The organism is Baekduia sp. Peel2402, from assembly GCF_052567285.1.
The window spans coordinates 4,188,567-4,204,002 of the sequence record NZ_CP199582.1; the positions used below are offsets into that span (position 1 = coordinate 4,188,567).

12 protein-coding genes are annotated in these 15,436 nt (G+C 72.7%); 7 read left to right on the plus strand and 5 right to left on the minus strand.

Annotated elements, in window-relative coordinates; translation table 11 throughout:
- Positions 1-26 precede the first annotated feature (26 nt).
- Positions 27-1,175, minus strand: coding sequence for a hypothetical protein (locus ACT01A_RS20525; RefSeq protein ID WP_445148954.1), 1,149 nt, complete (start codon positions 1,173-1,175; stop codon positions 27-29).
- 104 nt (positions 1,176-1,279) lie between these two features.
- Here ACT01A_RS20525 and ACT01A_RS20530 point away from each other — a divergent pair, with 104 nt between their 5' ends.
- Positions 1,280-3,349: a RecQ family ATP-dependent DNA helicase gene (locus ACT01A_RS20530; RefSeq protein ID WP_445148955.1), complete on the plus strand. Its 2,070-nt coding sequence runs from the start codon at positions 1,280-1,282 to the stop codon at positions 3,347-3,349.
- Between the two features lie 104 nt (positions 3,350-3,453).
- On the opposite strand, the gene ACT01A_RS20535 is transcribed toward ACT01A_RS20530, so the two are convergent.
- Positions 3,454-5,559 (minus strand): aminodeoxychorismate synthase component I, encoded by a 2,106-nt coding sequence (locus tag ACT01A_RS20535; protein WP_445148956.1) that lies wholly within the window; start codon positions 5,557-5,559, stop codon positions 3,454-3,456.
- Positions 5,560-5,726: 167 nt separating this feature from the next.
- Between ACT01A_RS20535 and ACT01A_RS20540 the strand changes: the two genes are divergently transcribed.
- Genes ACT01A_RS20540 through ACT01A_RS20550 form a run of 3 tightly spaced genes read left to right on the plus strand, consistent with a single transcriptional unit; the run spans position 5,727 to position 8,283 of the window.
- The gene (locus tag ACT01A_RS20540) at positions 5,727-6,344 is read left to right on the plus strand and encodes a TetR/AcrR family transcriptional regulator (RefSeq protein WP_445148957.1); all 618 of its coding nucleotides are present in this window, start codon (positions 5,727-5,729) and stop codon (positions 6,342-6,344) included.
- A 24-nt stretch (positions 6,345-6,368) separates the two neighbouring features.
- Positions 6,369-7,034 (plus strand): SanA/YdcF family protein, encoded by a 666-nt coding sequence (locus ACT01A_RS20545; RefSeq protein ID WP_445148958.1) that lies wholly within the window; start codon positions 6,369-6,371, stop codon positions 7,032-7,034.
- A 13-nt stretch (positions 7,035-7,047) separates the two neighbouring features.
- Positions 7,048-8,283 (plus strand): PQQ-dependent sugar dehydrogenase, encoded by a 1,236-nt coding sequence (locus tag ACT01A_RS20550; protein WP_445148959.1) that lies wholly within the window; start codon positions 7,048-7,050, stop codon positions 8,281-8,283.
- On the opposite strand, the gene ACT01A_RS20555 is transcribed toward ACT01A_RS20550, so the two are convergent.
- Positions 8,262-9,650, minus strand: coding sequence for a wax ester/triacylglycerol synthase family O-acyltransferase (locus tag ACT01A_RS20555; RefSeq protein ID WP_445148960.1), 1,389 nt, complete (start codon positions 9,648-9,650; stop codon positions 8,262-8,264). The genes ACT01A_RS20550 and ACT01A_RS20555 overlap by 22 nt on opposite strands.
- 483 nt (positions 9,651-10,133) lie before the next feature.
- A complete protein-coding gene (locus ACT01A_RS20560; protein ID WP_445148961.1) occupies positions 10,134-11,420 on the minus strand; it encodes an HD-GYP domain-containing protein in 1,287 nt (428 codons plus the stop codon).
- A 157-nt stretch (positions 11,421-11,577) separates the two neighbouring features.
- Between ACT01A_RS20560 and ACT01A_RS20565 the strand changes: the two genes are divergently transcribed.
- From ACT01A_RS20565 to ACT01A_RS20575, 3 genes are read left to right on the plus strand one after another with little or no spacing between them, the layout of a single operon-like run.
- Positions 11,578-12,804 (plus strand): MFS transporter, encoded by a 1,227-nt coding sequence (locus ACT01A_RS20565; RefSeq protein WP_445148962.1) that lies wholly within the window; start codon positions 11,578-11,580, stop codon positions 12,802-12,804.
- Between the two features lie 9 nt (positions 12,805-12,813).
- Complete coding sequence (locus tag ACT01A_RS20570) at positions 12,814-13,608, plus strand: MBL fold metallo-hydrolase (protein WP_445148963.1); 795 nt, start codon at positions 12,814-12,816, stop codon at positions 13,606-13,608.
- A 42-nt stretch (positions 13,609-13,650) separates the two neighbouring features.
- Complete coding sequence (locus ACT01A_RS20575; RefSeq protein WP_445148964.1) at positions 13,651-13,914, plus strand: hypothetical protein; 264 nt, start codon at positions 13,651-13,653, stop codon at positions 13,912-13,914.
- Positions 13,915-14,409: 495 nt separating this feature from the next.
- On the opposite strand, the gene ACT01A_RS20580 is transcribed toward ACT01A_RS20575, so the two are convergent.
- Positions 14,410-15,414 (minus strand): Glu/Leu/Phe/Val family dehydrogenase, encoded by a 1,005-nt coding sequence (locus ACT01A_RS20580; protein WP_445148965.1) that lies wholly within the window; start codon positions 15,412-15,414, stop codon positions 14,410-14,412.
- Between the last annotated feature and the right edge of the window lie 22 nt (positions 15,415-15,436).

Here is a 15,436-nt window from a genome sequence, read left to right on the forward strand (position 1 = left end):
CGAACCGTCCCGCCCTCGAGGCGCTGCTAAGTGCCGACGTCGATCGTCGGGCGCGGGCCAGTGGTCGTAGTCGTGCCGTCATAGACCGACACGCCGGCCGCGCGGCACGTCGTGCTCGTCGGGCAGGAGACGCCGTTGAGCTGCGCATCCGTGACGCTCATCGGGCGGGAGTCCGTCTGCAGGCTCCACGCCGAGCCGTTCCACAACGCGACGTTCTTCTCGACGTTGAAGTTGTCGGCCTGGGTGTAGTTGCCGACCGCGATGCAGCCCGTCGCCGAGAAGCACGAGATGTCGTTCAGCTGGGCGTCCTGGCCAGTCGTCGGGGTGGCGACCGAACGGGTGGACCACGTCGTGCCGTTCCAAGTCTCGGCCAGCGTCGTCTGAACGCCGAGGCTGTCGAACTGGTAGCCGACGGCCTGGCAGGACGTGGCCGTCGGGCAGGCGACGCCCGACAGCTCGGCGCCCGTCGAGCCCGACAGCGTCGCCGTGGTCTGAGTCGTCCACGTCGAGCCGTTGAAGCGGTAGGCGATCGGCGTTCGCGGCTGAGCCGACTCGAACCAGCCGACGGCCGTGCACGCCGTGGTCGTCGTGCAGTGGACGTCGTTGAGCTCCAGGGCCGTCGTGCCGGAGGGGCGCGTCAGCGTAGTCGCAGTCCAGTGCGTGCCGTTCCAGGTCTCGACCAGCCCAGTGTCGGACGTGGCGGTCTGGAAGCGGCCGGCCGCGACGCACGTCGTGGTGCCGGGGCAGGAGACGCTGCGCGGCTGCGTGACGACCGCGCTGGGGGCCGCGGCGAACGACGTGTTGGCCCACGTCGACCCGTTGAACTTCTCGGCGCGGCCGGGAGTGCCCGCGACGAAGTCCGTGCCGACGGCGATGCACAACGTAGTCGCAGTGCAGCTGACGCCGTAGAACTCCGCCGTCGAGGAGGCCGGCGTCGTGGCGCCGTAGGTCGTGTTCTCCAGGCGGTAGAGCAGGCCGCGCGTCGCGCCGCCGGTCTGGTAGCCCGAGAAGATGCAGAACGTCGAGCTCACGCACGACGAGCCGGTGAACTGGCTAGTGGTGGAGGGCTGCGTGAAGGACGCGCCCGTCCAGGCGGCGGAAGCGCCTGGGGCCAGTGCTGCCGCGACGGCTAGAGCCAAAGCGGCAATAAGTGAGAACCTGCGAACGTTGGACATATTGGCAACGACCCTCCTGTGGCCTTCCGTGTGCGTCAACCACCCGAATCGACGCAGACGGTGCCAGTTGGCGCGTCGGCCTTGCACTACCTTGGTGTACGCCTATGACGACCGCCCTGTCGACCCGTGCCGAACGGCATCTCCAGGCCCTCGCGGGCCCGTCCGCGACGTTCCGCGAGCACCAACTGGACGCGATCTGCGATCTCGTGGAGGACCGCGCGCGGGTGCTCTGCGTGCAGCGGACGGGCTGGGGGAAGTCGGCGGTGTACTTCGTGGCGACCGCGCTGCTGCGGGAGGCCGGCGCTGGGCCGACCCTGATCGTCTCGCCGCTGCTGGCGTTGATGCGCAACCAGATCGAGGCCGCCGAGCGGCTCGGGCTGCGCGCGCACACGGTCAACTCGACCAACCGCGACGCGTGGTCGGAGGTCTCGGAGCTGCTGCGCTCGGACTCCGTCGACCTGCTGCTGATCTCGCCGGAGCGGCTGAACAACCCGCAGTTCCGCGAGGAGATGCTGCCGGCGTTCGCCGAGCGGGTCGGGCTGCTGGTCGTCGACGAGGCGCACTGCATCTCGGACTGGGGACACGACTTCCGGCCCGATTACCGCCGGATCGGCGACATGCTCGACCGGCTGCCGGAGGGCGTGGGCGTGCTGTGCACGACGGCGACGGCCAACGACCGCGTGGTGGCCGACGTGTCGGAGCAGCTCTTGGCGGGGCGCGAGGCGGGAGCGCTGCGCACCTACCGCGGGCCCTTGGGGCGCTCGTCGCTGCGCTTCGAGGTCGTCGACCTGCCGTCGCAGGCCGACCGGCTGGCGTGGCTGGCGCAGTGGGTTCCGCAGCTGCCGGGCTCCGGGATCATCTACACCTTGACCAAGCGCGACGCCGAGCTGGTGGCGACGTGGCTGACCGGGCGCGGCGTGCCGGCGGAGGCCTACAGCGGCGAGATCGACACGGCTACGCGCGTGAACGTCGAGGACCGGCTGCTGCGCAACGAGCTGAAGGCCGTGGTTGCCACGAGCGCTCTAGGCATGGGCTATGACAAGCCCGACCTCGGGTTCGTGGTGCATTACCAGGCGCCGGGCTCCGTCATCTCCTATTACCAGCAGGTCGGGCGTGCGGGCCGCGGGATCGACTTGGCCGAGGTCGTGCTGCTGCGCGGCGCCGAGGACAAGCGCATCCAGGACTTCTTCATCGAGCAGGCGTTCCCGCGGCGCGAGGTCGTCGACCGCGTGCTCGGGTTCCTGGACGAGGTCGGCGGTGACGGCGCGTCGACGCAGGAGCTGATGGCTCAGGTCAACCTCGGCAAGGGGCGGATCGAGGGCTTGTTGAAGGTGTTGGACGTCGAGGGCGCGGTCGGGCGCGCGGGCTCGCGCTGGATGGCGCAGCCGGGCAGCGAGTGGTTCTACGACGCCGAGCGCTACGGCCGGATCACCGAGCTGCGCCGCCGCGAGCAGACGGCGATGGCGGCCTTCGGAGCCGATGGGCGCTGCCTGATGCGCGCGCTTCAGGAGGAACTCGACGATCCGGAGCCCGCCGACTGCGGGCGCTGCTCGGTCTGCGCGGGCGCGCGGTTTGACGGGGCGCTTGACGCGGTCGTCGTTCGCGACGCCTCCATCCACCTGCGCTCGCGCCCGATCGTGCTGGACGTCAAGAAGATGGCGCCGGGCTCGGACGGGCGCATGAAGAAGATCCCCGATCCCGTGCGCGTCGAGGAGGGCCGGGCGCTGGCGCGTTTCGGCGACGGCGGTTGGGACCGCCTGGTCCAGGCCGGCCGTGCTTCGGGGCGCTTCGACGACGAGCTGGTCGCGGCGGCCGCCGAGACGGTGCGGACCTGGAACGTGCCGGTGACCTGGATCACGGCGATCCCCTCGTCGCGGTCCGGCGCGCTGGTGCCCGACTTCGCGGCGCGGCTGGCCGCGGCGCTCGGGGTGCCGTTCGCCGAGGTGCTCGCGCGCGTGGACGAGCGCCCGCCGCAGCGGGAGATGGCCAACGCGCCGCAGCAGGTCGCCAACGTGCGCGGCGCCTTCGCGGTCGGCGACGGCGTGGACGACGGGGCGGTCCTGCTGGTCGACGACGTCCGCTTCAGCGGCTGGACGCTGGCGATGGTCGGTGGGCAGCTGCGCCAGAAGGGCGCAGGGCCGGTGTTCCCCTTCGCTCTGGCCGCCGCGTTCTGATCACCCGCGCGACGCCGAGATAGCTGCGGCCACGGCCCGACAAGGGGGTACCGGAGCCGTGGCCGCGTCGGGCATCGTGCGGGATGAGCAGCCTTCGGTCACTACTACAAACGTGGGAACCGCTCGATGAGTGTCCGCAGCCGGTCGTCGGGCGCCTGCAGCGCCTCGCCGTCCAGGCGCTCCACGAGCTGCAGGCCGCGCAGCGCGCCAGTGACCAGGACTCCGTCGGCGGCGCGCAGCTCGGCGAGCGTCAGCGGCCGCTGGTCCACCGGGGCGCGCTCGATCAGCCGCAGCCGTGTCACGCCCGGCAGCACGCGGCCGTCCAGCGGCGGCGTGACGAGCCGGTCGTCGATCCACGCGAAGACGCTGGCCCGCGTCGTCTCCAGCACGCCGCCGTCGAGGTCGACGAGCAACGGCGTCTCCGGATCGGTGACGTCTTCGAGGGCGTCGATCAGCCGCCGGTCGCGCCACTTGCGGTCGCCGAGGCCGCCGGGCACGGCCACCGCGCGGAGGCGCACCGCGCCCGGCGCCGGCAGCGGCGCCACTTGCAGCCCGAGCTGCCCGTCGACGTCCAGCAGCACCCGCAGCCGGCACGACCCGCCCTGCTCCAAAGCGGTGTGGAGGATCAGCGCCTCGGTCGCGCCGGGCAAGGCGAGGCCGTAGACCTCACGGGCCGCGTCTTGGAGGCGCTCGAGGTGCTCGTCGAGCGCGACCGGCACCGAGTCCTGCACGAGGATCGTCTCAAAGACGCCCGCCGCAGGATCGGGGCGCGGGACGGGATGCGCGGCGAGACGCAGCGGCGTGGGCGAAGCGGCCGCGGCGGCGCTCCACGTAGGCGGCTCGGCGCCGATCGCGGCCAGGAGCGGGCGGGCCTTGGCGAGGGCTTCGGCGGCCTCGGCGGCGGGGTCGGAGTCGGCGACGATGCCGCCGCCGACGTCGAGCCAGGCGTGGCCGGCGACGCATTCGAAGGTGCGGATGGCGACGGAGAGCTCGAGGCCGGCGGTCGGCGAGGCGAAGCCGATCGCGCCGCAGAAGGCCTGGCGGGCGGCGGACTCCAGCGAGGAGATCACGTCCATCGCCGCGAGCTTCGGCGCGCCCGTCACCGAGCCGGGCGGGAAGGTCGCCGCCAGCAGCGCACTGTCGGTCACCCCGGCGGCGAGCCTCCCGCTGACCTCGCTGACCAGGTGCCAGACGCCGGCGTGCCCGCGGACGTCCGCGAGCGCGTCGACCCGGACGCTGCCCGGAGTGCAGACGCGGCCGAGGTCGTTGCGCATCAGGTCGACGATCATCACGTTCTCGGCCCGGTCCTTCGCGGACGCGGCGAGCTCGTCGCGGTGCGCGACAGCCGCCGCAGGGTCATCGAGCGGGCGCGGGCGAGTGCCCTTGATCGGCGCGGTGGCGACGCGGTCGCCGTGGCGCGTGAGGAAGAGCTCGGGGGAGAGGCTCGCGATCGCGCCGTACGGTCCGCTCAGGAACGCGCCGCGGTCGGGCGCCAGCGCCGCAACCCCGCGCGTGAACAGGTCGGCCGCGTCGCCCTCCAGCGGCGCGCGCAGGCGCAGCGCGAGGTTGGCCTGGAAGAGGTCGCCCGCCGCGATTCGCTCCCGGCACGCGGCGACCGCGCGCGCGTGGCCCTCGGGCGATGGCGTCGCGCGCCAGGGGCCGGTGCGCAAGCGACGCGGCGCGACGGTGTCGGCCGCGGCGAGCCGCGCGCGCAGCTCCTCCTGCCGCGCCTCCAACGCCTCCGCGCGCGCGTCGGTCCACAGCGCCTCGAACCACCACTGCCCTGCGCGATCGCAGACCAGCACGTGGTCGTGGAAGGCGAGCATCGCGTCCGGCAGGCGCTCGCCGCGGCCGGGCGGTGGCGGCGGACCGAGCGTCGGCTCCAGCTCGCGCCCCAACCCGTATGACAACGCTCCGAACCAACCGCCGCCGACGAAGCCTTCCGGGATGTCGCCCGCGACCGGCGGCAGGACGTCGAGCGCGGCGAAGGCGTCCTGCGCCTCGGCATCCAGGACGCGCAGCGGCGCGCTGCCCGCGATCGCCGCCGCGGCCGCCCACCGGCCGACCAGCGCGAACGGACGCTCGTCGTCGCGCACCAGCAGCGCCGCCCGCGCTGCCGGGACCGCGCCCGTCAGCGCCACGCGGACCGCGCGCGCGGCGCCGCCGGCGAGTGGGCGCGACGGGGTGAGGGTGGGGGACGGCGACGACATGCCAATTGACATTGTCGCGGCATCGGGCCGATTCGGCCGAAACGGGGCAACGGGGAGGGAAACTGTTCCGTATCCGAACTATGTTCGACCGACGGTCGGTGAAGCTGGCGCGCAGATGCTCCACTTTCGTCATTGGCGGGTTGAGTGACGATGGTTAGAGTCCGGCCATGGCGACCGACGCGCCCACGCGAGGGCGGCCCAGAAGCCCGCAGGCGGATCAGGCGATCTTCGACGCCACGCGCCGGCTGTTGGCGGGCGTCGGGTACCAGCGCCTCACGATCGAGGGCGTCGCCGCCGAGGCAGGCGTGGCCAAGACCACCATCTACCGCCGCTTCCCGCACAAGGCGCATCTGGTCCTCGCCGAGATGAGCCAGGCCGCGCGCGACGTGCCGATCGAGTTGCCGGACACCGGCGCCTTCCGTGACGACCTGCTCGCGGTCGCTCACTTGATCCGCGCTGAGATCTGCCCGAGCTCGCCGTCGTCGGTCGCCGCCGCGCTGATGACCGAGGCGATCAGCGACTCCGACTTCGCCGACCAGGTCCGCGCGTTCGCCGACGTCCGCTTCGAGCAGGGCCGCCCGGTCTACGACCGCGCCGTCGCCCGCGGCGAGCTGCGCGCCGACGTCGACTGGCGCGTGGTCTCCGAGATGCTTGTCGGTTGGATCTTCCACGCCGCGGTCGCGAGCCGCCGCGTGCCGGACGACGCCGCGCTGGCCCACGCCGTCGACCTGCTGATCGGCGGCGTGTCTCCCGCCGGACGCTTTCGCAAAACGGCCGCCGCGTAGAACCGCCCCGGTAAACTGGTGGGCATGCTCCACCGGCGTGCGCTGCTGCGGATCGCGATCGGCGGGACCGCGGCGGTGACGCTGCTGGTCGCCGTCGCCAACGTCGTGGTCCTCGCCGGCGCGCGCGGGACGACGGCTGACCCGGCCGCTGAGCCGCACGCGCAGGTCGCGCTCGTCCTCGGCGCGGGCCTGAACCAGGATGGCTCGCCATCGGGCATGCTTGAGGACCGCCTCCGCGCCGCCGTCGCGCTCTACCGCGACGGGCGCGTCGACCGGATCCTCGCCTCCGGCGACCACGGCCGCCCCGGCTATGACGAGCCCAACGCGATGCGCCACGAGCTCGTCCGCCTCGGCGTTCCCGACGAGGACGTCTTCACCGACCACGCCGGCTTCGCGACGCTCGACAGCGTCGTACGCGCCAAGAAGGTCTTCGACGTCAAGTCCGCGATCGTCGTTACCCAGGGCTTCCACCTGCCGCGCGCGCTGTGGCTCGCCCGCCAGGCCGGGCTGACCGCGTACGGCCTGGAGGCCGGCGCAGGCCACGGCTACGGCCGCAACGGCACCAAGGCGAAGGTCCGCGAGGTCATCGCGCGGACCAAGGCCGTCGGCGACATCCTCACCGGCGCCAAGCCGAAGTTCCTGGGGCCGACGGTCGACGTCGCAGGCGACGCGCGCGCGAGCCGCGGCTGACATCCTCGGGGGCATGTCGCCCCGCGTGTTGCTGCTCGTCGGCCTGCTGGCCGCCGCCATCCTCGTCGCGTGCGGAAGCGGTGACGGGACGGGGACGACGACCTCCACGGCGGCCACCGCGACACCGGACACGACGAGCGACGACGGCGCAGCGGCCGACGGCACGGCCGCGGCCTCGCGCGGCGTCAAGCTCGTCAAGGCCGGGTCGTTCGATCAGCCGCTCTACGTCACCGCGCCGCCGAAGGACACGCGGCGCGTGTTCGTCGTCCAGCAGGGCGGCAAGATCATGGTCTTGCGCGGCGGTCAGAAGCTCCCGGCGCCGTTCCTCGACGTCTCCGGCAAGGTGACCGCGGGCGGCGAGCAGGGCCTGCTCGGCCTCGCGTTCGCCCCTGACTACGCGACGTCCGGGTTGTTCTACGTCTACTACACGGGCTCCGACCAGAAGCAGCACCTCTTCGAGTACAAGAAGCAGTCCGATGACGTCGCGGATGCCGGCAGCGCGCGCCAGGTCTTCGTCCACGACGACCCCGAGGCCAATCACAACGGCGGGCAACTCGCTTTCGGCCCCGACGGCTACCTGTACGTCGGCACCGGCGACGGCGGTGGCGGCGATGACCAGCACGGCGCGCGCGGCAACGCGCAGAACCTCGCCTCCCCGCTGGGCAAGATCCTGCGGATCGACCCCAAGGCCAACGGCGGCAAGGCGTTCACGCCCGCGCCGAGCAACCCCTTCATCAAGCGCTCCGGCGCCCTGCCGGAGATCTACGCCTATGGGTTGCGCAACCCGTGGCGGTTCTCGTTCGACCGCTCCACCGGCGACCTGACGATCGGCGACGTCGGTCAGGATGCGGTCGAGGAGATCGACTTCGCCCGCAAGGGCACGGCCCGCGGCGCCAACTACGGCTGGCGCCCGTGGGAGGGTCGCGAGCGCAACTTCCCGGGCGAGCCCGCGCCGAGCGCCAAGTTCCCCGTGTTGACCAAGACCCACGCTGACGGCTGGTGCTCGATCACCGGCGGCTACGTCGTGCGCGACAAGGCCGTGCCGGGGCTCTACGGCCGCTACGTCTACGGCGACTACTGCAAGGGCCAGCTGCGGTCGGCCAAGCTCTCCGGCGGCAAGGCGACGGGCGACCGCGCGATCAGCGGCGTGGCGACGATCGCCGGTCTGGACTCCTTCGGCGAGGACGCGCGCGGTCGCGTCTACGTCGTCTCTCAGGAGGGCTCGGTCTACCGCTTCGCCGCGCGCTGATCCGCGGCGCGGCGTGCCTGCGCCCGGGCGCGCCACGGCGTGAGCTCGGAGACCGGCGCCGGCGCGGCGCGCAGCGCGTCGAACGCCGCCTCCAGGTCGCGCGCCAGGTCGACCGCGTCCGGCATGACCTCGGCGTCGGCCGCCACGCCCACGTTCAGCCGCCCGTCGTAGGAGACCGCGCCGACGGTCAGCGCGTGGCCGTGCAGCAGCGGGACCATCGGGTGCACCGAGCGCAGCTCGCGGCCCAGGAGCGACAGCGCGACCGGCGGCCCGGGCACGTTGGAGACCACCAGCGTGAACGGCAGCGCCCGTGCCGCGCCACGCGCGACCAGCCGTCGCGCCACGCCGGGCAACGCGTCGGCGCCGCGGGTCAGGGCGTCCAGCGCGCCCGCGTCGCCGCCGGCCTTTGCCGCGGCGGTGCGCGCCGCCACGAGCGTCAGCGCGCGGTGCGGGTCCGGCTCGCCGACCGGAAGCGCGATCGGTAGGAACGCGATCCGGTTGCCGAACGCGGGGTCGTCGCCCGCCCGGAGGCTCACCGGGACGAGCGCGCGCAGTGTCTCGCGCCGCTCGCCGCGGCGCCGCAGCGCGCCGCGCAGCGCGATCGCCGTAGCGGTCAGGAAGACGTCGTTGATCGTCGCGCCGCGGGCCCGGCCGACCGCTCGCACGTCCTCGAGGGGCGCGTCGGCGTAGGCGACGACGCGGCGCGCGGTGAGCGAGCGCTCCAAGGCGGAGCCCGATGGCGTCGCGGCGGCCAGCGCCTCGGCCGCGCGGGCCGCGTCGCGCAGAAGGGCGGTCGCGCGCTCCGGGGTGGCATGGCGGGCCAGCGACGCCACAGCGCGTCCTCCGGTCGCCGCGGTGGCCCAGAGGGTGGCGGTACCGGTCGGGGGTGGGGCGGGCGTCCACGAGCTCCCTGGGGCGTCGCTGGCGGGTCCGAAGAGCAGCTGGGCCACCTGGATGGCGGCCACGCCGTCGATCAGCGCGTGATGGGCCTGGCCGACGATCGCGAACTCCTCGCCCGGCAGGCCGTCGACGAGGTACATCCTCCACAGCGGCCGCTCGGCGGGCAGCGGCGTGGACAGCAAGCGGCCCGCGACCGCGCGCAGCTCGCCGCGCAGGGAGACCGCGAAGACGTGGTGGGCGACGTCGAAGCCGGGGTCATCAGCCCACACCGGCCCGCCGCCCAGCCCCGGGCGCACCAGGCGACGGCGGAAGCGAGGCACGCCGCCCAGCCGCGCGTCGAGGTGACGGCGCAGCGCCGCCAGCGATGGCGCGCGGCCCGTGAAGCGCAGCGTGAAGCCGACGTGCAGGGGGGCCTGCGGCGTCTCCAAGTCCAAGAAGGCGAGATCCAGCGCGGTGGGGCGATCCACGGTTGAAGCCCCATCCTCTCGCACAAACGTCCATCTGTGGCGCATCCCGCCTCAAGTTCGTTCGGGACTTGCCGCTTAAAAGGCGAGAGGCGCCCTCTTCTCAGAGAGGACGCCTCGAACAAAGGTCGCCGTACTTCGTCAGTTAATTACTGGCGCCAACCCACGGTGCACCTCCAAAGTTCGCGCTGCGCACCACCGCAGCTCAAGCGGACGGACGGATATCCCGACGAACGGCGCCCAGCCTGCCAGCGCGGCGCCGTTTCGTCATGCGGGACGCAAGTTTCCTCGCAAACGTGTCCGTCCCGCCATCCCCACTTTTGGGTATCGGACAGACCTTTGGACGGATGTCCTATCCAGTCGGGTTTATGACGACTGGCCGTCCAGCCCGGTCAGGTGGCCGAGTTTCCAGGCCTTTCTGGCGCACTGAAGCGCACTTCACCGCTGCGGTGAAGTTCCGCCAAATGGCCCTAAGGCCTTGAGGACTCAGGCTGCCTGGGGCAGCGCGTAGCCACGAACCCGCGCGTCGAAGTCGAGCTCGCGCTCGAAGTCCGCATCGGTCGTGTGCTGGAACTGGAGGCCTGACCGCTCCAGGATCCGGATGAAGGCCTCGACGAGCTCTCCGTCGAGCTGCGCGCCCGAAACGCGGCGCAATTCGGCGATTGCCTCCGCCTGGGAGACCGGATCGCGGTAGGAATCGCGCGCCGTCATGACGTCGTAGGTGTCGGCGATCGAGATCATCCGCGACAGCAGCGGGATCTGCTCGCCGGTCAAACCGCGCGGGTAGCCGCGGCCGTCGATGCGCTCGTGGTGGGCGAGGATGATCTCGGCCACCGGGCCGTAGCCGTTGATGCGCCGGACGAGGCGCGCGCCCTGATACGGATGCGTGCGGACGATCTTCCAATCGTCGTCGTCCAGCTTGCGGTTGGCGAGCAGGATCCGGTCCGGGAAGGCGAACTTGCCGATGTCGTGCAGCAGGCCGGCGGTGTGCACCAGCTCCTGCTCGGCGGTCGTGCAGCCGACCTCCTCGGCGATCGCGCGGGCGTAGCGCGCGACGGCGGCGGAGTGGCGGGCGGTCATGCGGTCACGCAGCGACAGCGTCTGGACCAGCGCGGCCAGGACGCCGACCTGCAGCGAGGCCAGCTGCGTCGAGCGCGCCTCGAGCTGCTCGGCGCGGTCCTGCGACGTGAGCAGCTCGCGCGTCAGGACCTGGAAGAGGAACAGCACGCCGATCAGCGCGATCAGCGGCGCGAAGCCGACCAAGTTGTAGGTCACCGCGATCGCGACCGTCAGCGCGCCGGCGAGGGCCTCGGACGGCAGCATCGGCACGAACATGTCGCGCACCTGGTCGCGCAGGTGGAGCCCGTGGGTGACCCGGCGCGGCGCGGCGATCAGGAAGAAGTTGAGCGCGTTGGTGATCGCGAACACCGCGAAGATCCCGAGCGCGAAGTCGATGTCGTCGGCGTCTTCCATCCCGACCGCGCGCACCAGCAGCGCGCCGACGAGCGGGAACGTGGCGTAGGCGCTCATGTTCGCCAGCAGCGCGGTGGTCCGCAGGCGATGGCGGACCGCGTCGATCGCGGTGGTGACGAGGCCGATCATCACCGCCGGGCCGGGACCGAGCAGGGCCATGGCCACCACGAGCGAGATGAAGGCGCCCGAGAGGCGCAGGCTGCGGGTCCCGATGGCGACCGCGTCGGAGACGATTGCGAGCGCGGTGAGCAGCAGGACGAGCGACAGCGGCTCCCAATCGGAGGTACGCGAGGTCGCCACGACAACGACAAGCGATGTCGCGAGCAAAGCGAACTGCGTAACAACGAGGGTCCTACGGCCCATTACGCCCTGCTTATCGGCCTAGTTCCCAGATTCCTTAGCGCAAGCGGGGCGCAGTGCCTCCGGATCCATGTTTAGATTGAGGCCCGTGTCGCCGGTGAGGAGATCCCTTCGGGTACGCGGATTTCCGGCGCTCGCGACGTCCTACGCGATCAACGAGCTCGGCGACAACCTCGGCGTCGTAGCTCTGGCGATCCTCGTCCTGGATCGCACGGACTCGGCGCTGGCGGTGACCGCCCTGTTCGTCGCGGGGAAGTTCCTGACCGCGTTCGCCGCTCCCGCGCTGACCGCCGGCCTCGATCGCCGGAGGATCTCGCGCGTCCTGCCGGCGTTGTACATCCTCGAGGCGGGCGCGTTCGTCGGGCTGGCCGCGCTGGCGGGCGACGCGTTCTGGCTGCCGGCGGTGCTCGCGTTCGCGTTCGCGGACGGACTGCTGGCGCTGACCGCGCGCGGGCTGTCGCGCGGCGCGATCGCGGCGGTGCTCACGCCGCACGACGCGCTGCGGGAGGGCAACGCGCTGATCAACGTCGTCTTCGCCGTGATGAGCGCGGCGGGCCCCGTGCTGGCCGGGTTCATCGTCTTCCAGTGGAGCGCGGCGACCGCGCTGTGGGCGGACGCCGCGTCGTTTGCGATCGTCGCGCTGCTGTTGGCGCTGAGCGCGCGGTCACTGCCCGAGCCGGAGGTCGACGACACGCGCGAGTCGTGGCGGTCGCGCGTCCGCGACGGACTGGACTACGTGCGCGGCCATCCGATCGCCGGGCGGCTGATCGCGGGCGAGGCGATCGCGATCCTGTTCTTCACGCTGATCATCCCGATCGAGGTCGTCTACGCGAAGGAGACGCTGGACTCGACGTCGCTGGGCTTCGGCGTGCTGATCGCGTCGTGGGGCGGCGGGATCCTGCTCGGGTCGGCGCTGTTCGCGCGGTCGCGGTCGCGGTCGCTGTCGTCGCTCGTGCTGCTCTCGACGGCGGCGATCGGCGTCGGCTACGCGGTGCTGGCCGGCGCGCCGACGCTGCTGGTGGCGTGCGTGGGCTCGGTCATAGGCGGGACCGGCAACGGCGTGCAGTGGGTGGCGGTGATGACCGCGCTGCAGGAGGCGGTCGAGGACCAGTACCAGGCGCGCGTCGCGGGGCTGCTGGAGAGCGCGGCGGCCGCAGTGCCGGGGATCGGCTACATCGTCGGCGGCGCGCTGACGTCGGCCGTCTCGCCGCGGCTGGCCTACGCGGTCTCGGCGGTCGGCGTGGGCATCGTGGTGCTGCTGTGGTCGCGGCGGCCGATCGTGCCGGACCGCGCGCCCGAACGGGCGCCCGTGCGTTCGTCGTAGATTGGCCGCATGGACGACGTCGCGCTGGTGCGCGCCGACAACCCGTCGCCGCTGACGCTGACGGGGACGAACACGTGGCTGGTCGGGCGTGATCCGTGCTGGGTCGTCGATCCGGGGCCGGCGGATCTGCCGGAGCACGTCGAGGCGGTGCTGGCCGCGGCGGGGGAGCGGGGTGGTGTCGGCGGTGTCGTCCTGACGCATGGGCACGGCGACCACGCGGGCGCGGCGCGGGCGGTGGCTGAGGGTGGTGGGGGCGTCCCGATCCTCGCGGCGGCGTGGGAGGGCGCGACGGCGCGGATCGGCGACGGAGATGCGGCCGGCCCGATGTTGGAGGCCATCGCGGTTCCGGGCCACGCGTCGGACCACCTGTGCTTCGCGCTGCGCAGCGGTGAGGCGTGCCTGACCGGCGACGCGGTGTTGGGCGCCGGCAGCGTGTTCATCGCGCCGGACCCGGGGGCGCTGCGCGGTTACCTGGACGGCCTGGAGCGCCTGCGCGCGTGCAGGTTCGCGCGGCTGCTGCCCGGCCACGGGCCGGTCGTGGAGGACGCGGACGCCAAGTTGGAGGAGTACATCGGCCATCGCCTGGACCGCGAGCGGCGGCTGGTCGAGGCGCTTGGCGCCGGCGCGCGGTCGATCGACGCGCTCCTGGACGCGGCGTGGTCCGACGCGCCGCCGGAGCTACGGCTGCCCGCGACCGTCACGCTCTTCGCCCACCTCGACAAGCTCGCCGAGGAGGGCCGCTTGCCCGACGGCGTCGAGGAGCGACCGGAGTGGTTCGCCCAGCTCGGGCGCCACGCGCACTGAGCGGACGCGCGGGCGTTGGGTGGGCGGGTACCCTCTCTCGCGATGCTCGCCAACGCCTACGGCATCTTCATCTGCGTGGCCGGCGTAGTCGGGATCATCTGGATCCTGTACGTCATGCGCCACGGCGACAAGGACCGCTACGTCGAGGACGACGCGCGGACCTTCTTCGACGAGCACGGCCACTGGCCGGACGAGACGCCCGAGCAGGCACAGGCCGAGCGCGAGCGCTTGGCGGCGGCCTCGGCGTCGGCGGCGAGCGCGGCGGCGGTGCCGGTGTCGCGGGCGTCGCCGGATGGGTTCGTCTAGGCGCTGACGCTCGGGTCGCTGGCGCTGCGCCGGCGTTGGTGGCGTTCAGTTCGGGGTGTGGGTGGCGGTGCGTTGCGTTGGAGAGGATCCGGCGAGGGAGTGAGAGCGCTGTGGCGTGGCGACCGCGGTCGGTCGTCCTCGGGCGTTGTCTTGGGCGCGGGGAGGGCGGTTCGGGGCCGAAGGGATCGATCCGGGTCGCCTAATAGTCGATATACGACGCTTATTCGACCCGGATCCCTGGAGGTGCTCCATGAGGGCTGTTTTCGGGATGCGGGTCGCGTGAGCCGGAATAGTTCCGGTCAGCGCGACCCGGACCGATCCTTCGGCCCCGAACCCTCCCCCGCGCCCGAGAGGCGGCCCGAGGACGACACCAAGCGGCGGCCACGCCAACCCGGCTTCACTCCCTCGCCGCCCCTCTCCAACGCCCCGCACCACCACCAAAGCCGCGCGCCGAACGCCACAAACGCCCGCGCCACCCCGCGGCAGCGCCCCCCTTCAGACCGCCAAATTCCGCGCCGCCAACGCGCTCGCCGCCGCCAGCGGCGTCGTTCCCGCCCCAGCCGCATCGTCATAAATCCGCCGCAGCGTCTCGCCGATCAGCGCCGTGCGCGCCTTCGCCCGCGCCGGGTCATAGCCGCCGCGCTCGAACTCGACCGAGATGTTCACGATCCCGCCCGCGTTGGCGACGAAGTCCGGCGCCCACAGAACACCCTGCGCCCGCAGCAGATCGGCCACATCGGCGGACGCGAGCTGGTTGTTCGCCGCCCCCGCGATCGTCGGCGCCTGCAAGCGCGGCACGGACTCATGGTCCAGCACGCCGCCCAGCGCGCACGGCACCAGCACATCCACCGCCGCCGTCATCGCCTTGGCCGGCGTCGCCCACTTCGCGCCCAGCCGCTCGGCTTCGGCCTTCTTCCCGCGGTCGATGTCGGCGACGACCAACCGCGCCCCGGCGCGCGCCAGCAGCTGCGCGACCCGCAGCCCGACGTGGCCCAGGCCCACGACCGCGACCCGACGGCCCCGCGGCGATGGATCACCGAACGCGCGCTCCAGCGTCGCCTCGATCGCGTGCACGACGCCGAGCGCGGTGAACGGTGATGGGTCGCCGCTGCCCCCGGCGCGTCGCGACAGCCCGCTGACGTGCTTGGTCGCCTTCGCGATCACGGTCATGTCGCGCGTCGACGTGCCGACGTCCTCGGCGGTCACGTAGGTGCCGCCCAGCCGCTCCACGGTCTCGCCGAAGTCCAGCAACGCGGCGCGGCGGCGCTTGGCGTCCAGCGGCTCGCCGGGGCGCAGGACGATCACGCCCTTGCCGCCGCCCAGCGGCAGGCCCGCGACCGCCGACTTGTAGGTCATGCCCTCGCTGAGCCGCAGCGCGTCGCGGATCGCGGCGCGGTTGTCGTCGTAGGTCCACATGCGGCAGCCGCCGAGGGACGGCCCGCGCACCGTCGAGTGGACGGCGACGATCGTGAACAGCCCCGAGCGCGGCCCGCGCCGCACGTAGAGCTCCTCGTGGTCGAGT